The 19,943-nt window shown below is 59.6% G+C and carries 19 protein-coding genes and 1 tRNA gene; 13 read left to right on the top strand and 7 right to left on the bottom strand.

Features of this window, described 5'->3' with window-relative positions; translation table 11 throughout:
• Positions 1-63 precede the first annotated feature (63 nt).
• The 4 genes from AGR2A_RS12335 (at position 64) to AGR2A_RS12320 (ending at position 2,444) form a co-directional block, all read left to right on the top strand.
• Positions 64-717 (top strand): TetR/AcrR family transcriptional regulator, encoded by a 654-nt coding sequence (locus tag AGR2A_RS12335; RefSeq protein WP_004442706.1) that lies wholly within the window; start codon positions 64-66, stop codon positions 715-717.
• Positions 718-766: 49 nt separating this feature from the next.
• Positions 767-1,786 carry a ketol-acid reductoisomerase gene (gene ilvC / locus AGR2A_RS12330; protein WP_003495030.1) on the top strand — a complete coding sequence of 340 codons (1,020 nt, stop codon included), beginning with the start codon at positions 767-769 and terminating at the stop codon, positions 1,784-1,786.
• Between the two features lie 137 nt (positions 1,787-1,923).
• Positions 1,924-2,178, top strand: coding sequence for a type II toxin-antitoxin system Phd/YefM family antitoxin (locus AGR2A_RS12325; protein WP_037089948.1), 255 nt, complete (start codon positions 1,924-1,926; stop codon positions 2,176-2,178).
• Positions 2,175-2,444, top strand: coding sequence for a Txe/YoeB family addiction module toxin (locus AGR2A_RS12320; protein WP_037089950.1), 270 nt, complete (start codon positions 2,175-2,177; stop codon positions 2,442-2,444). The genes AGR2A_RS12325 and AGR2A_RS12320 overlap by 4 nt, the downstream gene beginning before the upstream one ends.
• 4 nt (positions 2,445-2,448) lie before the next feature.
• Here AGR2A_RS12320 and AGR2A_RS12315 read toward each other — a convergent pair whose 3' ends face one another.
• A complete protein-coding gene (locus AGR2A_RS12315; RefSeq protein WP_072494612.1) occupies positions 2,449-2,898 on the bottom strand; it encodes an RbsD/FucU family protein in 450 nt (149 codons plus the stop codon).
• A gap of 272 nt (positions 2,899-3,170) precedes the next feature.
• Between AGR2A_RS12315 and AGR2A_RS12310 the strand changes: the two genes are divergently transcribed.
• The 5 genes from AGR2A_RS12310 to AGR2A_RS12290 all read left to right on the top strand — a co-directional run bounded on the left by AGR2A_RS12310 (position 3,171) and on the right by AGR2A_RS12290 (position 9,639).
• The gene (locus tag AGR2A_RS12310) at positions 3,171-4,415 is read left to right on the top strand and encodes a PLP-dependent aminotransferase family protein (protein ID WP_080822948.1); all 1,245 of its coding nucleotides are present in this window, start codon (positions 3,171-3,173) and stop codon (positions 4,413-4,415) included.
• 335 nt (positions 4,416-4,750) lie between these two features.
• Positions 4,751-5,734 (top strand): ABC transporter substrate-binding protein, encoded by a 984-nt coding sequence (locus tag AGR2A_RS12305; protein WP_004442696.1) that lies wholly within the window; start codon positions 4,751-4,753, stop codon positions 5,732-5,734.
• Between the two features lie 9 nt (positions 5,735-5,743).
• Complete coding sequence (locus AGR2A_RS12300) at positions 5,744-7,438, top strand: ABC transporter permease (protein ID WP_072494611.1); 1,695 nt, start codon at positions 5,744-5,746, stop codon at positions 7,436-7,438.
• Complete coding sequence (locus AGR2A_RS12295; RefSeq protein ID WP_072494610.1) at positions 7,426-8,454, top strand: ABC transporter ATP-binding protein; 1,029 nt, start codon at positions 7,426-7,428, stop codon at positions 8,452-8,454. Before AGR2A_RS12300 ends, AGR2A_RS12295 begins: the two co-directional genes overlap by 13 nt.
• A 75-nt stretch (positions 8,455-8,529) precedes the next feature.
• Entirely contained in the window at positions 8,530-9,639 is a 1,110-nt protein-coding gene (locus AGR2A_RS12290) for an endonuclease/exonuclease/phosphatase family protein (protein ID WP_072494609.1), read from the top strand.
• Between the two features lie 29 nt (positions 9,640-9,668).
• Here the strand turns inward: AGR2A_RS12290 and AGR2A_RS12285 are convergent, their stop codons facing one another.
• Positions 9,669-11,408 (bottom strand): GGDEF domain-containing protein, encoded by a 1,740-nt coding sequence (locus AGR2A_RS12285; RefSeq protein WP_004442688.1) that lies wholly within the window; start codon positions 11,406-11,408, stop codon positions 9,669-9,671.
• Positions 11,409-11,620: 212 nt separating this feature from the next.
• Here AGR2A_RS12285 and AGR2A_RS12280 point away from each other — a divergent pair.
• A tRNA-Thr gene (locus tag AGR2A_RS12280) sits at positions 11,621-11,696 on the top strand.
• A 61-nt stretch (positions 11,697-11,757) separates the two neighbouring features.
• Here the strand turns inward: AGR2A_RS12280 and AGR2A_RS12275 are convergent.
• Entirely contained in the window at positions 11,758-12,111 is a 354-nt protein-coding gene (locus AGR2A_RS12275; protein WP_004442686.1) for a nuclear transport factor 2 family protein, read from the bottom strand.
• A gap of 394 nt (positions 12,112-12,505) precedes the next feature.
• Here AGR2A_RS12275 and AGR2A_RS12270 point away from each other — a divergent pair, with 394 nt between their 5' ends.
• Positions 12,506-13,108, top strand: coding sequence for a J domain-containing protein (locus AGR2A_RS12270; protein WP_072494608.1), 603 nt, complete (start codon positions 12,506-12,508; stop codon positions 13,106-13,108).
• Between the two features lie 7 nt (positions 13,109-13,115).
• On the opposite strand, the gene AGR2A_RS12265 is transcribed toward AGR2A_RS12270, so the two are convergent.
• Both AGR2A_RS12265 and AGR2A_RS12260 read right to left on the bottom strand, forming a co-directional pair.
• The gene (locus AGR2A_RS12265) at positions 13,116-13,682 is read right to left on the bottom strand and encodes a DUF922 domain-containing Zn-dependent protease (protein ID WP_153776300.1); all 567 of its coding nucleotides are present in this window, start codon (positions 13,680-13,682) and stop codon (positions 13,116-13,118) included.
• 201 nt (positions 13,683-13,883) lie between these two features.
• Positions 13,884-14,339 carry a PRC-barrel domain-containing protein gene (locus AGR2A_RS12260; RefSeq protein WP_004442682.1) on the bottom strand — a complete coding sequence of 152 codons (456 nt, stop codon included), beginning with the start codon at positions 14,337-14,339 and terminating at the stop codon, positions 13,884-13,886.
• A 140-nt stretch (positions 14,340-14,479) separates the two neighbouring features.
• On the opposite strand from AGR2A_RS12260, the gene AGR2A_RS12255 reads away from it, so the two are divergent.
• The gene (locus AGR2A_RS12255; protein ID WP_004442680.1) at positions 14,480-14,899 is read left to right on the top strand and encodes a DUF1801 domain-containing protein; all 420 of its coding nucleotides are present in this window, start codon (positions 14,480-14,482) and stop codon (positions 14,897-14,899) included.
• A 40-nt stretch (positions 14,900-14,939) separates the two neighbouring features.
• Here the strand turns inward: AGR2A_RS12255 and AGR2A_RS12250 are convergent, their stop codons facing one another.
• Positions 14,940-15,908 (bottom strand): alpha/beta hydrolase, encoded by a 969-nt coding sequence (locus AGR2A_RS12250; RefSeq protein ID WP_037089963.1) that lies wholly within the window; start codon positions 15,906-15,908, stop codon positions 14,940-14,942.
• A gap of 181 nt (positions 15,909-16,089) precedes the next feature.
• Between AGR2A_RS12250 and AGR2A_RS12245 the strand changes: the two genes are divergently transcribed.
• Entirely contained in the window at positions 16,090-16,686 is a 597-nt protein-coding gene (locus tag AGR2A_RS12245) for a hypothetical protein (protein ID WP_004442676.1), read from the top strand.
• 90 nt (positions 16,687-16,776) lie between these two features.
• On the opposite strand, the gene uvrB is transcribed toward AGR2A_RS12245, so the two are convergent.
• A complete protein-coding gene (uvrB, locus tag AGR2A_RS12240) occupies positions 16,777-19,746 on the bottom strand; it encodes an excinuclease ABC subunit UvrB (RefSeq protein WP_072494942.1) in 2,970 nt (989 codons plus the stop codon).
• Positions 19,747-19,943 lie beyond the last annotated feature (197 nt).

Here is a 19,943-nt window from a genome sequence, read left to right as displayed (position 1 = left end):
GCTTAAATGGCGCTCGAACCGTACCGTACGGTACATCAATCGAGCCCCTTGGAGTGGAAAGACTTGGCTTCCGACCCGATCACAGCGCAGGAATTTTCGCCGCGCCAGAACGCCGTTCTGGACCAGGCATTGCGTCTATTGGTCGAAGGCGGCGAGAAAGCGCTGACCACATCGGGACTGGCGCGCGCCGCCAACTGTTCCAAGGAAAGCCTCTACAAGTGGTTCGGTGATCGCGATGGCCTGCTGGCAGCGATGATCACCTTTCAGCAGAGCAAGGTCCGCACCTTCGAAAAGGCAGGTGACCGCGTCTCCGCACCGCAGCTTGCCGATCACCTCGAGGTTTTCGCCCATGATCTGCTGGATGTGCTGGCAGGCGACGTGTCATTGGCGCTTAATCGTTTGGCGATAGGGCAGGCGAGCCGGGATGGCTCGAAGCTCGGTGATCTGCTGCTGGAACGTGGTCGTCGCCAGATCGACCGCCGCGCCCGTGGGCTGATCGAGGCAGGTCGCCGTTCCGGTTACCTGCGTTTCGATGATGCGGAAGAGGCATATCGCAGTTTTTACGGCCTTATCGTTTCGGATCTGCATGTGCGCATGCTGCTGGGCGAGGCGCCGGACAAGGATTTTTCTGCCCGGGCGAAGAAGGCTGTCATTGCCTTCCTGACCCTCTACGGCACGGAAAAGGTACATTCGGAACTGGGCGGCAAGGTCGCTTAAGCTTCCGGTTCAGACAACTGAGAGACAAGCATTAGGGAAGGACCATAAAATGCGCGTTTATTATGATCGTGATGCCGATCTCAATCTCATCAAGTCCAAGAATGTCGTCGTCGTCGGTTACGGCTCCCAGGGCCGCGCCCATGCGCTGAACCTCAAGGATTCCGGTGCCAAGAACGTCGTCATCGCTCTCAAGGCCGGTTCTCCGACCGTCAAGAAGGCCGAAGCCGATGGCTTCAAGGTCATGACCGTTGCCGAAGCCGCCAAGTGGGGCGACCTGCTGATGATGGCAACGCCTGACGAACTGCAGGCCGACATCTACAAGGCCGACATTGCCGGCAACATCCGTGATGGCGCAGCGATTGCTTTCGCACACGGCCTCAATGTTCACTTCGGCCTCATTGAGCCAAAGGCATCGCTCGACGTCGTCATGATCGCACCGAAGGGCCCTGGCCACACGGTTCGCGGCGAATACCAGAAGGGCGGCGGCGTTCCCTGCCTCGTTGCCGTTCACCAGAACGCTTCGGGCAACGCCCTTGAACTCGCTCTCTCCTACGCCTGCGGCGTTGGCGGCGGCCGTTCCGGCATCATCGAGACCAACTTCAAGGAAGAGTGCGAAACCGACCTCTTCGGCGAACAGGTCGTTCTGTGCGGCGGTCTCGTCGAACTGATCCGCGCTGGTTTCGAAACTCTGGTCGAAGCCGGTTACGCTCCGGAAATGGCCTATTTCGAGTGCCTGCACGAAGTGAAGCTGATCGTTGACCTGATCTATGAAGGCGGCATCGCCAACATGAACTACTCGATCTCCAACACCGCAGAATGGGGCGAATACGTCACCGGTCCGCGCATCATCACCGCCGACACCAAGGCTGAAATGAAGCGCGTCCTGCACGACATCCAGACCGGCAAGTTCACCTCCGAGTGGATGCAGGAATGGAAGGCTGGCGGCGCTCGTTTCAAGGGCATCCGTCGCAACAACGACAGCCACCAGATTGAAGAAGTCGGCGCCAAGCTCCGCGGCATGATGCCCTGGATCGGCAAGAACAAGCTGGTCGACAAGGCCGTCAACTAAGCTTCGTTGCTTGATGAAAATTTTGGAGGCCGGGGCGAAAGCTCCGGCCTTTTCCGTTAGGGAACGGGCCGGTTTAGCTTGACTCTCGATCAACGATACGTACATAAATCTGTACATATCTACGAGAGGCGGTTCTCATGGCAAATGTGCGATTCACGGAATTCCGGCAGAACTTCGCGACCCATTTCGACCGGGTTCTGGAGACGCGCGCGCCGTTGCTGGTTACTCGGCAGGGGAAGGAGGCGGTCGTGGTTCTCGCTGAGGGGGAATACGAGAGCATGCAGGAAACGCTGCATCTTTTATCCAACCCGGCAAATGCCTTACGACTTCGTACTTCCATGGATCAACTTGAACGCGGCGATATCATCGAGCGGGATCCAACCGAAGAATGAAGCTCGTCTGGACGCTGAGTTCATGGGACGATTACGAGTTCTGGCAAAGAACCGATGCCCGTATGGTAGAGAAAATTAACGACCTCATCCGGAATGCCAAACGGACGCCCTTTGCTGGGCTCGGAAAACCGGAGCCTCTGAAGGGCGATATGGCAGGATATTGGTCTCGGCGGATTTCCGCCGAGCATCGGTTTGTCTATCGTGTATCCGGGTCCGGCAGCGAACAAAGGCTGGAGATCATCCAGTGCCGCTTCCATTACCAGTAATCGGTCACTTGGGCGGGATGACGCCCTTCGTCAGAAGAAAGCAGCCGTAAAACCGCGTCTCGCCCGTCGTGACGACGCAATTGGCCTGCTTGGCTTTTTCGTAGAAGGCAAAGCGTTCAATGCCGTACATGGGGGCGGATTTTCCTTCCGCCGCGTCTATTTCCTTCTGCACTTCGGCCTGTACCGGTTCCAGTTGATCGGGCGCGCCCATTACTTCCATGCGGCCGACCGAGGGCTGCAGCGGGGTATCGAGGGGCAGGACGGACAGGATCGCTTTCATTGCGCGGGCAGCGGAGACGTTGTCGATGTGAAGAACCTTGCCGACTGTGGTGTGGCGGGCAACAGAGTCGGAGGGGAAATTGGTGTCCGAGATCACCAGCGTGTCGCCGTGACCCATGGCGCGCAGCGCGTGCAGAACGTCGGCATTCAGCGCCGGGTCGATATTCTTCAGCATGTCCTCAAACTCCCATGATGCTTTCGCCGTGTCGTGGCTCGCGTGCAATCCAGCCGGAAAACCCCGTGGCGTCAATCGCAAAGGTGTGATTGTGAAGCTTTGCGCAAGGGTGTATTTGGCTTTGTCCGCGAAATCGGCCTCGATTGAGACCAGTTAAGGGCAATGTGCAGGGAGGCAGAAATAATTCGAAAAACTGATAAGTCAGTATTGCTGACGTATCGACATTTCTGTAAAGATGCACGCATAAAAACGACACAAGAGGAAACGTACCCATGCTCAATTGGGAACAAATTTTCGCCACGCGCTCTTCGCGCATGAAAGCGTCTGAAATCCGCGAGCTGCTGAAGCTGCTCGAGCAGCCTGATATCATTTCCTTTGCCGGCGGTATTCCGGACCCCGCTCTTTTCCCAGCAGAGGAGTTTCAGCAGGCTTACGCGGAGATTTTTTCCGGCGCGCAGGTCAACGCCGCGCTGCAATATTCCGTCAGCGAAGGTTACAAGCCGCTGCGCGAATGGCTGGCGGGCGAAATGGACAAGATCGGCATCGAATGCACCGCCGACAACGTCTTCATCGTTTCCGGTTCGCAGCAGGGTCTCGATTATCTCGGCAAGCTGTTCCTGTCGCCAAAGGATACGGCGCTGGTCACCTGGCCGACCTATCTCGGCGCGCTCTCTGCATTCAATGCCTATGAGCCCAACTATGACCAGCTGAACCCCGGCGGTAACCGCACGCCCGAGGCTTACCGCGAAACCGCGGCCAAGCTCGGCGGTTCGGTGAAGTTCGCTTATCTATCGGCTGATTTTTCCAATCCGACCGGCGAAACCGTCGATCTGGCCGGACGGCAAAAGCTTCTCGAGCTTGCTGACGAGCTTGATATCGCCGTCATAGAAGACGCGGCCTATCAGTCGCTGCGTTATGATGGCGAAGCCGTTCCGCCGATCATGGCGCTCGACATTGCCCGTTCGGGCGGCATCGAAAACACCCGCTCCATCTATTGCGGCAGCTTCTCGAAGACGCTCGCTCCGGGTCTGCGCGTCGGTTACATCGTCGCTTCCGCTCCTGTCATCCGTAAGCTGGTGCTGATGAAGCAGGCCGCCGACCTGCATTCCTCGACGATCAACCAGATCGCCATCGAACGCGTCGCCTCGCGCGGCTTCGACAAGCAGGTGGCCAAGATCAAGGCAGCCTATAGCGCACGCCGCGATGCGATGCTGGCGGCGCTCGAGAAGTACATGCCGAAGACGACCAGCTGGACGAAGCCGGAAGGCGGCATGTTCATCTGGGTGACGCTGCCTGAGGGCATGGATGGGGCGGCGCTGCTTGCCAAATCCATCGCCACGGAAAAGGTCGCTTTCGTTCCCGGCCGTGCTTTCTTTGCGGATGGTTCGGGCACGAACACGCTGCGCATCAGCTTCTCCTGCGCCAACGAGGCGATGATCGAGGAAGGCATGAAGCGCCTCGGGCGGTTGATTGCGACGGCTCAGGCGGAAACGGCTGAGGTAGTTCCGGCGATTTGAGGGTTGCGAGGTTTTTCGGCGGCGACGGGGGTTGTGGCTTCACCCCCCTCTGTCCTGCCGGACATCTCCCCCCTCAAGGGGGGAGATCGACTCGCGGTTAAGGTATCGCCTATCGCAACAGTTGAAAATGAAGTGCTGTCAACGCCTCTTGCCGATCTCCCCCTTGAGGGGGAGATGCCCGGCAGGGCAGAGGGGGGTGAGCCGCAAGCACCAAGAGGCACTGTTCCCCTCAATCCCGCTGGCCCCAACAGATCACACCACTAAAATCCTGCCTGTCACATACATGTTATGCAATCATGTTTAAGCGGTCCCACCGAACAACAGGGACTGGATCCATGAAAACGCTGCTCTCCGCTTTCACCGCCATCGTATCGCTTGGCTTCATCGCCACTGCTGCCAATGCCGCCGATCTGGTGCTTTATACCAGCCAGCCGAATGAGGACGCGCAGGCTACCGTTGACGGGTTCAAGGCTGCCAATCCCGGTCTCGAAGTCGAGTGGGTGCGTGACGGAACGCCGAAAATCATGGCCAAGCTGATGGCGGAAATCAGCGCCGGCAATCCGGTTGCCGACGTGCTTCTGATCGCCGATACCGTGACGCTGGAGCGCATGAAGCAGGCCGGTCAGCTGCTCGCCCACAAGTCTCCCGAAGCCAAGAATATCGATGCCACGCTCTATGATGCAGACGGCTTCTATTATTCCACGAAGCTCATCACGACAGGCATAATGTACAATACGGCCGCCGCGATGAAGCCGACGAGCTGGAAAGACCTGGCGAAGGCGGAAGCCAAGGGTCTCGTGACCATGCCGAGCCCGCTGACGTCGGGTGCGGCACTGATTCACGCGCAGACGCTTGCCGCAGCAAATGGCCTCGGCTGGGATTACTACAAGCAGCTGAAGGCCAATGAAGCCATTGCCGGCGGTGGCAACGGCGCGGTGCTGAAGTCCGTCGCTTCGGGCGAAAAGGCTTACGGCGTGGTGGTCGATTACATGCCGATCCGTGAAAAGGCCAAGGGCGCACCGGTCGAATTCGTTTTCCCGGAAGAGGGCGTTTCTGCTGTCACCGAGCCGGTCGCGATCATCAAGGGCACCAAGCACGAGGAAGCGGCCAAGAAGTTTGTCGATTACGTGCTTTCGGAAAAGGGCCAGCAGGGCTTCGTCAAGCTCGGTTACATCCCTGTCCGTGCCGATGCCGGCATGCCGGAAGGTTTCCCGGCCCGCGACAAGATCAAGGTTCTGCCGCTCAGCGCTGCCGATGCACTGAAGAATTCCGAACAGGATCTCAAGACCTTCTCCGATATTTTCGGTTCCAAGGGCTGATAAATCGGAATGACCCGTTCCAAGGCTTATGGAAACAGCCAGCCGCGCTGGCTGTTTCCTTTTGTGGTGAGTGTTGTTTTTGCGCTGAGCGCGCTGCCGCTCGGACGCCTCGCCTATATCGGCGTCGTTTCGTCGCTGAATGGTGATATATGGCGACTTCTGGCCGATCCGGCGCTCTGGGATGCGGCGCTGAACACGCTCTCCACCTCGTTTTCAGGCATGCTGATTTCACTCGGAATCGGCGGCGCTTTCGCGCTTGCCCTGACGCTCTGCGACATCCGCGGCAAGTCGATCTTAAGCTTCCTGTTCATGCTGCCGATGATGATCCCGCCGCAGGTGACGGCGCTGTCGTGGATCGGCATGACCGGCCCGTCGAGCACGCTGCTGAAGGCCATCGGTCTTGCGCCGGCGATGGGTTCGCCGCAGCCGCTTTATTCCATCGCTGGCATCGCACTCTTGCTCGGTGTGCAGCACGCGCCGCTCGTCTATCTGTCGCTGCGCGCCGGGCTGCTCGCCTTACCGCAGGATGGCATAGAGGCCGCCAAGCTTTCCGGGGCTTCACCACGGCGCGTTTTGGGCGATATCATCCTGCCGCTTTCCACGCCTGGACTGATCGCCGGTGCGGCGATCTCCTTCGTCTCCAACGTCGGCAATTTCGGCATTCCGGCGATCCTCGGCATACCCGCTTCGATCTTTACCTTGCCGACGCTCATCTACAGCCGTTTTGCCAGTTTCGGCACAAGCACATTCGGCGATATCGCCATTCTCTCGACCATGATCGCCATCATTTCCGTCGCCGGGCTTGCGCTGCAGGAACGGGCGATGAAGGGGAGGGACTATCGCATCATCGGCCTTTCCGGCAAGGCGGCGACCTTCCGGCTTGGGCTGTGGCGGGTGGCGGCGGAGCTTGCCTTGTGGCTCGTGCTGTTCTTCATGCTCATCGCGCCGCTGACGGCGCTGGTGGCAAGCTCGCTCGCTCCCGCCTACGGCGTGCCGCTCAGCCTCAAGACCGCAACGCTGCATGCCTATGAGGAACTGCTTTACCGGCAGAGCGTGACCCGCACGGCCTCCCGCAATTCGCTGTTTCTGGCGACGGCGACATCCTTGTGTCTCCTGGCGGTGACAGTGCTGACGGCTTATTTCCTCGTGCGTGGCAAAAGCCGGTTCATGTTCCTGCTCTCGGCGCTGGTGGATATTCCCTATGCGCTGCCGGGGGTGGTGATTTCCGTCTCTTTCGTGCTGCTTTTCGCCGCTCCCATTCCATTGCTCGGCATTACGCTTTACGGCACGATCTGGATCATTCTGCTTGCCTATTTCTCCTCCTTCTTCGCCGTCAGCCTGAAACCCATGGTCAGCGCCTTCCTGCAATTCGATCCGTCACTGGAAGAGGCGGCAAGGCTCTCCGGCGCCGGTTTCTGGCGGCGGCTGAAGGATATTATCCTGCCGCTGGTCGGGCCCGCGGCAGGGGCTTCCGTCATCCTCGTGTTTCTGATCGCCTGCAACGAGCTGACGGTTTCGGCGCTCCTTTGGTCTGCCGGCACACAGACGCTCGGCGTGCTCATCTACAACCTCGATGACAGCGGCAGCTTCGATCTCGCCTCGGCGCTATCGGTGCTTGTCGTCATCATGGTGATTTTCCTCATGCTGCTGCTCGAAATTCTGGGGCGCTATCTGCCAAAAGGAGTTGTGCCTTGGCGAAACTGATCCTTAACCGCCTGTCGAAGAGCTTCGGTGCCGGTTCGAAACCGGCCGTGGACGATGTTTCTCTCACTGTGCGGGAAGGCGGCTTTCTGGCGCTGCTCGGACCCTCCGGCTGCGGCAAGACCACGGTGCTGCGCATGGTCGCCGGGTTCGAACAGCCGACGGATGGTTCCATCCTGCTCGGCGAGCGGGTGCTGGCCGATGCCGGCAGCATGGTGGCGCCGGAGCGGCGCAACATGGCAATGGTGTTCCAGTCCTATGCGCTGTGGCCGCACATGTCGGTTGCCGACAATGCCGGCTACCCTTTGAAGGTGCGCGGTATTACGGGCGCAAAATACCGCGAGAGAGTGCATCAGGCGCTTGCCGCCGTCCGACTTGAGAGCTTCGCGGATCGCCGTCCCGCTGAACTTTCCGGTGGCCAGCGGCAGCGTGTTGCGCTCGCCCGCTGCCTCGTCACCGAGCCTGACGTCGTATTGCTCGATGAACCGCTCGCCAACCTCGACCGGCATCTGCGGCAGGAAATGGAAGAGACATTTCGGGATTTCCATGCCCGTTCCGGCGCGACGATGATCTATGTCACTCACGATCAGGCGGAAGCCATGGCGCTGGCAACCGATGTCGCCGTCATGTCGCACGGCAAGCTGCTTCAGGTCGCGGCGCCGGCGGAGCTTTACGCGCGGCCGGAGGGCAGGCTGGTCGGGTCGCTGGTCGGGCAGGGGACGATCCTCAGCCTCCCACTGCCGGAAGGGGCATCGCGCGACCTCGACTGGTCCGCACTTCGGGCGGCGATGGAGAGAGGTGCGGGAGCATCGCAGGCCGACGTGCTTGTGAGGCCGCAGGATGTGGTGCGGGATGCGGAAGGCATTGCCTGCACCGTCACCTCGGTTCTGTACGAGGGCGAGCGTTATGCCCTTCGTCTTGACCTGCCGGATGGGCAGGCGGTCAGGGCCTATTCGCGTGAAGTCGCAGCTGTGGGTGACAGGCTTCCGGTCGCCATTCGCAGCGGGTGGCGGCTTTAGAGCGCACGCACTGCCGAACGCTGGAAAGGCGGAGCGACACCGGCTAAGCTGGGGTCGCAGCAATAGGAATGATTCATGTCGCTTCGGCTTGCCACCTTCAATATCGAAAATCTTCTCACCCGTTTCGATTTCACCGGCTTTCGCAACCAGACGCGACGCGACAGGGCGATCCAGCTTTTTGATATCAGGGACGAGGCGACCTATCAGGCCCTTGAAAGTGCGCGGATGGTCTCATCCACCGACGATACGCGCCAGCTTTCGGCGCTCGCCATCGCCGACGCGGATGCCGATATTCTCTGCCTGCAGGAAGTCGACAACATGGCGGCCCTGCAGGCCTTCGAATATGGCTATCTCTATCGCATGGTCGGCAATGGCTATCTGCAGAAATATCTGGTCGAGGGCAATGACAGCCGCGGTATCGATGTCGCGGTCGTCATGCGCGAGGAGACGCGGGATGGCGAGAAGATCGAGGTGGTCGACATCAAGAGCCATGCGGCACTGACCTATCGCAATCTCGATCTCTTCAATCCGGAACTCGCCGCGACCAACCAGATCGATGACAAGATATTCAAACGGGATTGCCTTGAAATCGATCTGAGGATCGGCGGCAAGCCGCTGACGCTTTACGTCACGCATTTCAAGTCCATGACCAATGCCCGTGAAGCATTGGACGCCCGGCTCGGCACCATGCCGATCCGCGAGGCGGAAGCCATGGCTGTGCGCCGCATCATCGAAAATCGCTGGGGTGCGGGCAATACGCGCAACAAGAATTTCGCGATCTGCGGCGACATGAACGACTATCAGGAACGCGTCGCGATTGCCGGTGACAGGCGCAATGGCTACAGCTTCACGCCCGTCGAAGAGGCAAGAAGTGCGCTCGATGTCTTCACTGCCGACGATTTCGTCATCAATCCTATGCTGCGTCGCGATGTCATGGACCGCTGGACGCTCTATCATTCGCGGGGCCCACAGGAGCAGCATTTGTGCCAGCTTGATTACATCTGGCTTTCTCCGCGCCTAGCCGAAAGCAACGCGACGCGGGTTCCCGAAATCGTCCGCGCCGGCCAGCCTTATCGCACCATCTTTCCGCCGGGGCAGGAGGTGGAGCGTTATCCGCGCACTGGCTGGGACCGCCCCAAGGCTTCCGATCATTGCCCAGTCGTGATGACGCTGGACCTGATCTGACGTCGTCGGCGGTCGGAAACCGGTGGCTTCTAACCGTTGGCGGCTTTCGGGAAATAGGTGGCCCAGACCCGGTTGCGACCTGCGCGCTTGGCTTCATAAAGCCGGTCATCGGCAATCGCGATCAACTCGTCCCAGCTGTTGACCGCCCGCGCTTCCTGCCAGACGACGCCAAAGCTCGCCGTCAGCGACAATCCACTTTGTTCATCCACGATCTGAGCTTCGATCAGGCGGCGGAGGCGGTCGGCCGTTGCCGTTGCCGTGGCATGGCTGACATCCTGCAGCACCACGACGAATTCTTCGCCGCCATAGCGGGCAAGAATGTCGTTCTTGCGCAATGCGCCCCGCAACAAAGCCGCGGTCTTTTGAAGTGCAATGTCACCCATGGCATGGCCATAACGGTCATTGATCGATTTGAAATGGTCGATGTCGACGATCATCACGCCGAGCGACTGACACTGGTCCTCGCCCGTCAACAGGGAACGAACGGCCTTTTCGAGCGCCCGTCGGTTGAACACGCCCGTCAGCGCATCCGTCTCGGAAAGTGCGCGTAACTGTTCGGCCAGCGCGCGCTGCTGGTTCTCCATTTCGCCCTTCTGGCGAAGCTGCTCCCGCAGGAAGTCGAGTTCCTGGAACATCTTCTTCACCTCCGGGGCAACCCTGTCCTCATGCTGCGCCTCTGAAAGATCGCCCGCGGCGATGGCCGCAATCTGTGCCTGAACGGATTGCATGGGCCGGAACAGCGCTGTTTTGTAGACAGATGTGAGCCGCAGCAGGACCAGAACCGCAATACCTGCGAGAAAAAGCGATGTGGCGCCGTAGATCAGGGCTTCCTGCTGCTTCTTTTCGAGTCGCGCGCGTGTCTCGGCCAGAATGAGATCGCGCAACGTATCGGATGAACGCATCCCCGAAATATAGTTCCTGGAAAATTCAAGCACGCTCGGCTGGGCGGACGGCATGGCGATCACGATCGTATTCTGCGCGTAGCGCAGCGCCTGTCCGAAATAATAGGTTTCGAGATCGCGGAATGCCCTGTCCAGTCGCGGCGTGGAAAGATAGGCGGCGGTGTAGTTGGTCAACGATGCCTTCAGTGATAGCAGGCTCTGCATCTCCGCATCGAACTTGGCGCGATAACCCAGCTTTTCCTGTCTGTTTGCCCGCAAACCCATGATCACATAGGAGCCGAGGCGGCCGATCCTGTCCCGCATGACACCGGCGGTGCCCGTCATCGCGATGTCTATCGCCACATCGGGCGTCACCTTGATGATGGCACGCGCTGCCTTGCCACGCAGCAGATTGACACTGTCGGCGGCCTTGAACATCGATGATATGGCGCCCGACATGGCCGTGTGGCTGCGTGCCGACAACGGCAGGGCGGCTACCTGATCCACCGCGTTGCGGGACTGCGCGAGTTTCTCGCGGGTCTCGGCCAGCGATTTCGCCAGCTCCGGCTGGGTCCTGATGTCGTCGGCGAAGGAAGCTTCCAGTTCCGACAGCTTGTCGTCCGTTGCCTTGCGCGCGGCAGCGAGAGCTGCGACCAGATCCTGTTCAGCGGTGGATGCGCCCATCACATTGTTCGCGGGACCGCGCTCCGCCGAAACCAGCCATGCAGACTGGAGAGCGGTTTCGAAGCGGGTGAGCTGCGCCGCGTTGGTACGGTAACGCAGATAGTTGGAAACGCTTGGCAGCGCGGCAAGTGTGGCCAGCAGGATGGAGCTCGCGGCGATGACGATCGTGCCCGTTAGCTGAATTTTCTGTATGCTTGCGCGCATTTGATGCGTTGTTCTCACTCAATCGGGTATAATTCATCACCATTTTAGCCGCGCCGCGTAAATACTTCGCTTATATTGCTGCGCTTTTGCCGTCTTGACGATCCTGCCGCCCGGCCTGCGGGCATGGTGTGGAAAAGCGCGCCGCCCGTGCTGCGTGATCAGTTTTCGCTTTACACCCGGTCAGAATCTGATAGTTGGCAAGGCACTGGATTGCCCTTGTAGCTCAGTTGGTAGAGCACCTGATTTGTAATCAGGGGGTCGCGGGTTCGAACCCTGCCGGGGGCACCAGTATTTTCAAGGATTTGCCCTGTCTTTCATACGCACTGCACGATTGATGTTCGTGCAGCGGCTATGGCTTTATGTGATAGAGCTTGTGCACGATCGTCCAGTTGCCGTCGTGCTCCAGCAGGGACAGATATTCGTAAAAATCCATACCGTCGAACCGGGTTGTCAGCTTTACCGAGGCGCTGTCTCCCTCCTTGTCGATGCCGAGGATTTCGAAGGCGGGGTCGTGATCGGGAAGGCCGCGTTCGGTTTTGCGGACCTGATCGACAAAATCCTCCAGAGACAGCCATTCAGTCGCGCCTTCGAATGTGCCGACGATGCTGGCGCGCGGGTCAAAAACATCGCGCATCAGGCCTTCATCCGCATAGGCCATGGCGTGCACATAATCCGTCACGGTCTGGGTAATGGTTTGCGGCATCGGATCGTCCCTCCCTCGGATCCAAAAGGGGAGCTTACACCCCTTGGCGACATTCCACCATAACCTCCTGAAAATGCGCCTGTTCGGGGCACATGACGATCTCTCGTGGCGGCCAGCGCTGGAGGCGGTTCCGATGCCGGTCGACGTTTTGCGGCCACTGTCCACAATTTTGTCCCGGCTGTCGTTATAGTCGCCTTGGGTCCGACAAATTTCGGCATCAAGGGCTTTTTCGCCAGAGAGACCCTCTCGTGCGGGAGCGCGTAAATTCGTGTTCTGCCGGTTTAAGCGCCGTCGCGGGGTGCCGCACGGGGCGGATTTGGCCTATGATCCGGTTGCTGACCGGTTGAGAGTGGTAGCAGCGTGCGGGTAACAGTTTGCGTTTGAAGGTGTTTTTGTGATTGATCCCTATGTTTTGCTTGGCGTGGAGCGGGATGCCGACGAGGCGGCGATCAAGTCGGCCTACCGCAAGGTTGCGAAGGCTGCCCATCCCGACAGCGGTGGCGATGCCGAGCAGTTCGCGCGCCTGCAGACAGCCTATGAACTTCTGAAGGATCCCGTGCGCCGCAAGGTCTTCGATGACACGGGTTACGATCCGCAGCTTGCCGATGCCAAGGATCTCAAGGGCCTGCTGATGCTGGAAACGCTGGTCAATGAATTCATTCTGGATGAGCGGGAACCCGGCAGTTTTGATCCCGTGGCTGCCATGCGCCGGAAGCTGACCGACGATATTCTGAAAAGCCGCTTCCATATTCTGGAACTCGAACGGCACCGTACCCGGGTGCGTAAACATATGGACCGTCTCGGACGGAAGCCGGAAACCGATGTGCTGAGTTCGATGCTCCGCTCCCGAAGCCAGTCCATAGCCGAAGCCATACGCAACGCGGAGGCGCAGATCGAGGCGATAGAACAGGCCTATACCATGCTCGAGGGCTATTCCTACGAGCTGGAGAGCGTGACGCTCGCCGAGCCGTTGCTGAAGGGCGAGGCGGCGGAGTAACTGCCTGTCATGGGCCGTTGACGAGGGCGAGTATGAGCTGGTGAACCCGCCCGCCCGGGGACAGTTCATCCCGGTCGAAATCTCGGCCGCGTTGGCGCTGCTCGTTGGAAAGCTCACCTAACCTTTGCTGCAGAACAGCGCGCACCTTCTGGCATTTGGGATCGTCTTCCGCCCGTAGCCCGGTGCTGAAGGCTTCGATCTTTCTCACCATATCGAGAATGTGCTCGCCATGAACTCGCTCATGGGTTTCCACCCCGGAAATGAAGGTCTTCCAGCTGGCGGCGACGGCGGCCGGCAGATGGGCAGGCGCCTTTGGCCAGGTGTAGATGATGGTGAGATTGGGTCTGGCACTGGCCAGCACACAGGCACCGTCGGGCTGCGGTCGGTAGTCTCTCCGCCACGTCAGCTTGAAGGTGGTGTGGGCAATGGCCTGCACGCCCGCAGTCGGGCCGCGCTCGCCGATGGACTGATAAAGCGCACCGCCCGTATTGCCGCTGACGGCATAGGTCTTTATCTGCTCGGCGGGTTTCCAGCCGGTGGACTGTGCTGATAGCGGGAGAGCGCTCAGCAACATGATTGCGGCGCTGAAGGTGATTTTGGGGAGGCTGTTGACGGGCACGCATCGATCCTTGCAGGTTGCGCGCCGAAGATAGGCGAGAGGCGGGCAGTGAGGCAAGGGTGCGGGCGGTGGGAATGCTGCCTGATGTTCAGACTTCCACGCATGAAAAACCCCCGCGCCGGAGCGCGGGGGGACAAGCCTCGACTGCAGGGGTAATCAGTCGTCCAGCTTGTCGTAATCGAGCTTCGGAGCGTTCTGCAGTGCATCCTTGGTGGTATCGACAAAGGCCTTCCATGTGCCGTTGTCATTATGAACGGCCACGGAGGCCGGATCGAGCACCACGTAGCTTTTGTCGATGCCCAGGAAGCCGCCGACGCTGGCCACGAGGCCGATCACCGCCTTGCCATCGCCGATCACGACGTCTTCGATTTCGCCGATGTTTTCATTCTGGGCGTTATAGATATCCATGCCATCAAGCTGGGAAGCGGTGAGATCGGTCTTCTGGACATTGACGAACTTCAGCGGGCCGGTTGCCTTCGTACCCATGGTAATGCCGGGGCCCGACAAGGTCGCATCCGCGCCGGCAGCAGGAGCCGTGGCAGCCGTCTGGGCAAATGCCACGGAAGAGGAGAGCGCTGCTGCGGCAGCGAGAGCGATGACATTGATTTTCATGATGTTTCTTCCCTTTTTATGCTGAACATTGCGTTCGGGGAAGAAACGGCAAAGGGCGGATTTGGTTCCTCATGGGATGACAGGAAAATTTGGTCTATGGTGAAAAAGAAACAGGCGTGCGTCGAAATCGGGAGGATGTCATGGCGAAAAACACGGTGACTGAAGATGCAGAGCAGACCGCACCATCAGACTTCATCGACCGGAAGATCGCGGAGCTGGGCGACTGGCGCGGCGAGACGCTCGCGCGTGTTCGCGCGGTGATCCAGAAGGCCGATCCGGAAGTGGTGGAAGAGGTGAAGTGGCGCGGCGTTCCGGTCTGGTCGCATGCGGGCATTCTCTGCACCGGCGAAACCTATAAAAGCGCGGTGAAGATGACATTTGCGAAGGGCGCCTCTCTGGAGGACCCGTCAGGCCTGTTCAATTCGAGCCTTGAGGGCAACACGCGGCGCGCCATCGATTTTCACGAGGGCGATGTCGTTGATGAGGAGGCGCTGGCAGCGCTGATCCGCGCTGCGGTGGCGTTGAACGTGGCGGGAAAAAGCGGAAAGAAGCGGGGATAAAGCCGGGCGGTGTCACCGGCAAAGAACGACAGATCGTGATTTAATCGCGGTTGGCATCCGCTGTCTTGTCCCACTCTCCGTCGATGAATTTCAGCGCATCGATGATCGAAACCTTCCACACGGACCAGACGTGATCGCCATCCGTCACCCGCAGTTCGGATTTGCGGTTGTCCGCCTGCAGGGTCTCATGCAGGGCAATGGCACCGCGCCAGAGGAAGAAGCCATCGTCATCTCCCACAGTCAAATAGGTGGCGGGGAGATCCTGACTTTCTGCGACATGCTGTGCGACGAGGGTGAAGACATTCTTTTCGTTAAAGAGACGTGCATCGAAAGGGGTGCCGAAGGCGCCGGAGAAATGATCGCCGGTTGAGGGAAGCACGATGCCGCTGGTGACGGTGGTGCGGTCGACGCGGTGGAAAAAGGCGCTGTCCTGAATGAGCTTGAGTTCGGCGGGTGTCTTGTCGAGATCGGAGGCGGGCACGTTTTGCCAGATGGCGCCCGACAGGCTGGCGACGGCGCCATAGAGGTCCTCGTGGCCATAGGCGAGATGCAGGGCGCCGAAACCGCCCATGGAAAGGCCAACAATGGCGCGGCCTTGACGATCTTTTCGCACCGGCAGCGTTTTTTCGATCTGGTGGCGCAGATCGCCGGTGAGGGCGGTCTCGTAATCGCCGGGACCGCCGACGGCGGCAGAATCCACATACCAGCTGTTTTTCACGCCGGGCATCACGACAACCAGAGGGCGGATGGCGCCAGCCTCGATGAGCGTATCGAGCGTCTTTTCGATATTGCCGAGATCGCGCCAGCTGTTCTGGTCGCCGTCATGGCCGTGCAGGAGGTAAAGTACAGGCCAGCCGTTTTCGGGCGGCGGACCTTCGGGGCGATAGATATTGACAGGGAGCGGCGCGTTCAGGGCGGCGCTGTGAAAGGTGGCGTCTTGGATATGGCCGGCGAAAGCTGAACCGGAGGACATGAACAGACAGAAGGCCATAAGTTTTTTTCGATACATATGGGTCTCCTGTCATCATTCCCGAAAACGATCAACGTTCCCCGGGCCTACGCGTTCCTGATTTCATAATGTTACGGCAATGTTGTTCGCGCAAGTTTGCGCGCGGTCTGGCGATTGCGACGCCGCAAACGTGGTTTGACAAGCCCACTTCATTAAGCTGCTTTTTTCAGGTTCCAACAGGATGACATTGCCATTATCGCGTTTTGCCTGCCTGTCTGTTTTTCTACTGTTCCTCGCCGGTTGCATGACCGTACCGATTTCCAGCATTCCCAAGCTGATGCGGCAGGATTTTCTGACGATGGATTTCGAGCATGTGCGGGTCGGATTGCAACTGCCAGCCAATCTTTCCCTCCGGTCCGGTGACGCCGTGATGATCACCCGGAGCAGGACAGACGGCGCAGCCGAAGAAACCGTTGCGACCTACGCGCTGGTGGCGGATACGGATGCGGCTGCGCTCGCTAAATTCCGGCCGGAAAAACGGGATGGTATGTTGGCGAGCGTATGGCGGGTAAAGCCCGAAGACGTCGGAAGGCTCGCGGAGCTACAGGAGCGGGTGCGCCGTTCCCGCGCTCAGGGTCCCCGTATCAGAGGCAGCACCGAGATCAAGATCGTGAAAGCCTGCTTCAAAGGCACGTTTCCCGCTGGCCCGATCTATTCCTCGATCTATATGAAACCGGCGGAAAACGAAGACTATATTCCCACATCGCTTGATGCGGATCTGGTCAAGCTGTTCGGGGCAACCGCGGTCAAGTCGCTGATCACGCCTTGTGAAGGCTGACAGGCGCCGCCGGCATGCGCAGACGGCGCTGACATGAACGATGGGAGCCTTAGCCGCTGTTCATGTCAGGCGGGCTTTGCACAAAGCGCATCAGCGGCCCGGACGGCCAGTCTTGCCCTTGGTCCGGCTTTTGCGCTTCTGCTCGCCGGCATCTTCATAGGAACCGGCGCCGATCTTGCCACGGACCAGCGGCCGCGGATCGTCCGTGGCGCGTTCGGGCTGGCCTTCCAGCAACGGGGAGAACCTCTTGCCGGGTTCGGTCGCGGGCTTATCGGGCACCGCGCCCCTTACGGGCTTTTCGGTCCGACCCACGGTCATCTCGTCCAGCGTGTTCTTGCGGAAAAGCGGTTTTCCTGCGTCGGAGCCCGGACCCATCTCGTCCAGCGAAGGTTTGGCGAAGAGAGACTTTCCGCTTTCGTTCGTGGAAGCGGCATCCCCGTCTGCCCTGCCGGATGTCTCCCCCTCAGGGGAGGAAATCGACAAGTGGCTCCGTCTGTTGTTTTTCCCGCCGCCTTCGACCGCACGTGCTTCTTCCTTGGCCATGGGGTCGTCCATGGTGGCAAGTTCGGCTGCCTTGAGGCGTTTGATTTCGTCGCGCAAGCGGGCTGCCTTTTCAAAGTCGAGGTCCGCTGCGGCGTCGCGCATGGATTTTTCCAGCGCGTTGAGATGCGCCTGGAGATTGTTGCCGACCAGATGACCGCCATCGGCGAAGCCCTTGCCGGAAACGCCTGAAATATCGGCTCTTACGTGGTCGCGTTCATATACGGAATCAAGAATGTCGGAGATCCTCGCCTTGACCGATTCCGGCGTGATGCCATGTTCCTGGTTATAGGCCATCTGCTTTTCACGGCGGCGGGAGGTTTCCTCCATCGCCCGCTTCATCGAACCGGTGATATTGTCGGCATAAAGGATGACCTTGCCATCGACGTTACGCGCGGCGCGGCCGATGGTCTGGATCAGCGAGGTCTCCGAGCGCAGGAAGCCTTCTTTGTCTGCGTCGAGGATGGCTACGAAACCACATTCCGGAATATCGAGACCCTCGCGCAGCAGGTTGATGCCGACGAGCACGTCGAAAGCGCCGAGGCGCAGGTCGCGGATGATCTCGATGCGCTCCAGCGTGTCGATATCGGAGTGCATGTAACGAACGCGGACACCCTGTTCATGCAGATATTCGGTGAGGTCTTCGGCCATCCGCTTGGTCAGCACGGTGCAGAGCGTGCGGTAGCCCTTGGCGGCGGTCTCGCGGATTTCGCCGAGAACATCGTCCACCTGGGTGCGGGCGGAGCGGACTTCGACCGGAGGATCGATGAGGCCGGTCGGACGGATGACCTGTTCGGCAAAAACGCCGCCGGATTGCTCCATTTCCCAGCCTCCGGGGGTGGCGGAGACGGAAATGGTCTGAGGGCGCATGGCGTCCCATTCCTCGAAGCGCAGGGGACGGTTGTCCATGCACGAGGGCAGGCGGAAGCCATATTCGGCCAGCGTTGCCTTGCGGCGGAAGTCGCCGCGATACATGCCGCCGATCTGAGGAACGGTGACGTGGCTTTCGTCGATGAAGATCAGCGCGTTGTCGGGAATATACTCGAACAGGGTCGGCGGCGGCTCGCCCGGATTGCGGCCGGTGAGATAGCGTGAATAGTTTTCGATGCCGGCGCAGGAGCCCGTGGCCTCCAGCATCTCCACATCGTAGCGCGTGCGCTGTTCCAGACGCTGGGCTTCCAGCAGGCGGCCGGCTTTTTCAAGCTCGGCGAGGCGCAGCTTCAGCTCTTCCTTGATCGACTTGATCGCGCCGTTCAGCGTCGGGCGCGGTGTCACATAGTGCGAATTGGCGTAAATCTTCACTGATTGCAGGTCGCCGGTCTTATGGCCGGTCAGCGGGTCGAATTCGGTGATGGATTCAATCTCGTCACCCCACATGGAAATGCGCCAGGCCGCATCTTCAAGGTGGGCGGGGAAGATTTCGATCGTATCACCGCGCACGCGGAAGGAGCCGCGCACGAAGTTGATGTCCTGCCGCTTGTATTGCTGGGCCACGAGGTCGGCAAGAAGCTGGCGTTGATCCAGCTTGTCGCCCACCTGCATCTGGAAGGTCATGGCCGTATAGGTCTCGACCGAACCGATACCATAGATACAGGAAACCGAAGCGACGATGATACAGTCGTCACGTTCGAGAATGGCGCGGGTTGCGGCGTGGCGCATGCGGTCGATCTGCTCGTTGATCGACGATTCCTTCTCGATATAGGTGTCGGAACGCGGCACATAGGCTTCCGGCTGGTAATAATCGTAATAGGAAACGAAATACTCCACCGCATTGTTTGGAAAGAAGTTTTTGAATTCGGAATAGAGCTGGGCCGCTAGCGTCTTGTTGGGCGCCAGAATGACGGCCGGGCGCTGTGTGGCCTCGATCACCTTGGCCATGGTGAAGGTCTTGCCGGAGCCGGTGACGCCGAGCAGCACCTGCGAGCGGTCGCCGGAATTGAGGCCTTCGACGAGATCGGCAATGGCGGTCGGCTGATCGCCGGATGGCTTGTAGTCCGTCACCATCTCGATGGCGATGCCGCCTTCCGATTTCGGCGGACGGGCCGGCCTGTGGGGTGTCCACAGCTTGCCATCCTTGAAGAGCGGGTTGCCGCTTTCAATCAGTTTGGAAAGCGCGTCCACCGTCGCCGTCACCGCGCCCGGTGCCAGGGACTGGGCATCCTCCAAGGAGACATCGAGCCCTGCCACAGGATTGAGACCCGCGGCGGCGCGCGTTTTCGGATCGCTCGACGCGCCGATCGAAACGCCGCGTGCCGTTTTTGACGCGGTGGTCTTTTTCGCCGTCTTTGTGGCGGCTTTTTCCGCTTCCTTGCGCGCTTCTATTTCGATCTTCTTGCGGTGCTTGCCCGCCTTCGAAGCGATTTCGCGCTGGGTCTCCACGGAGGATGCTTCCGCTTCCGCCTCAAGTTGCTTGACCCAATCGGCAACGCTGCCGCCGAGCGGCGCGCCTTCGAATGACGATTGCGGAGCTTCCTCGAAGCCCGAGGGCGAGGAGGTGGAGTTTTTCTGTGATCTGGCCATGGGCGAAATATGGAGAGAGTCACGCGCAAAGGGAAGGGGAGACAGTGAAAAAATGAGTACAAAAAGGAAACGGAGCATGCGGAACAAAATTCCGCCGGATGCGTTGCGTAGCGGCTGAACACGGCCTTGCCGCGATCCGTAGAAATCGATTCCGGTTTTCGGTCGGATGCGCTAGAGCAAATCCATTACGGCGGGAT

It is taken from the genome of Agrobacterium genomosp. 2 str. CFBP 5494 (assembly GCF_900013495.1).
GTDB lineage: Bacteria > Pseudomonadota > Alphaproteobacteria > Rhizobiales > Rhizobiaceae > Agrobacterium > Agrobacterium pusense.
The sequence above is the reverse complement of the archived record's forward strand: the minus strand, read 5'-3'. Positions and strand labels throughout refer to the sequence as shown.

What these genes read in the sequence shown, in the direction of transcription:
- AGR2A_RS12315 (WP_072494612.1), bottom strand. Translation starts at nt 2,898, where the DNA reads ATGCTGAAGAATATCGACCCGGCGCTGAATGCCGACGTTCTGCACGCG.
- AGR2A_RS12275 (WP_004442686.1), bottom strand. Translation starts at nt 12,111, where the DNA reads ATGCCGCAAACCATTACCCAGACCGTGACGGATTATGTGCACGCCATG.
- AGR2A_RS12265 (WP_153776300.1), bottom strand. Translation starts at nt 13,682, where the DNA reads ATGTTGCTGAGCGCTCTCCCGCTATCAGCACAGTCCACCGGCTGGAAA.
- AGR2A_RS12325 (WP_037089948.1), top strand. Translation starts at nt 1,924, where the DNA reads ATGGCAAATGTGCGATTCACGGAATTCCGGCAGAACTTCGCGACCCAT.
- AGR2A_RS12250 (WP_037089963.1), bottom strand. Translation starts at nt 15,908, where the DNA reads ATGTATCGAAAAAAACTTATGGCCTTCTGTCTGTTCATGTCCTCCGGT.
- AGR2A_RS12285 (WP_004442688.1), bottom strand. Translation starts at nt 11,408, where the DNA reads ATGCGCGCAAGCATACAGAAAATTCAGCTAACGGGCACGATCGTCATC.
- AGR2A_RS12255 (WP_004442680.1), top strand. Translation starts at nt 14,480, where the DNA reads ATGGCGAAAAACACGGTGACTGAAGATGCAGAGCAGACCGCACCATCA.
- AGR2A_RS12260 (WP_004442682.1), bottom strand. Translation starts at nt 14,339, where the DNA reads ATGAAAATCAATGTCATCGCTCTCGCTGCCGCAGCAGCGCTCTCCTCT.
- AGR2A_RS12245 (WP_004442676.1), top strand. Translation starts at nt 16,090, where the DNA reads ATGACATTGCCATTATCGCGTTTTGCCTGCCTGTCTGTTTTTCTACTG.
- AGR2A_RS12290 (WP_072494609.1), top strand. Translation starts at nt 8,530, where the DNA reads ATGTCGCTTCGGCTTGCCACCTTCAATATCGAAAATCTTCTCACCCGT.
- AGR2A_RS12300 (WP_072494611.1), top strand. Translation starts at nt 5,744, where the DNA reads ATGACCCGTTCCAAGGCTTATGGAAACAGCCAGCCGCGCTGGCTGTTT.
- uvrB (WP_072494942.1), bottom strand. Translation starts at nt 19,746, where the DNA reads ATGGCCAGATCACAGAAAAACTCCACCTCCTCGCCCTCGGGCTTCGAG.
- AGR2A_RS12305 (WP_004442696.1), top strand. Translation starts at nt 4,751, where the DNA reads ATGAAAACGCTGCTCTCCGCTTTCACCGCCATCGTATCGCTTGGCTTC.
- AGR2A_RS12310 (WP_080822948.1), top strand. Translation starts at nt 3,171, where the DNA reads ATGCTCAATTGGGAACAAATTTTCGCCACGCGCTCTTCGCGCATGAAA.
- ilvC (WP_003495030.1), top strand. Translation starts at nt 767, where the DNA reads ATGCGCGTTTATTATGATCGTGATGCCGATCTCAATCTCATCAAGTCC.
- AGR2A_RS12320 (WP_037089950.1), top strand. Translation starts at nt 2,175, where the DNA reads ATGAAGCTCGTCTGGACGCTGAGTTCATGGGACGATTACGAGTTCTGG.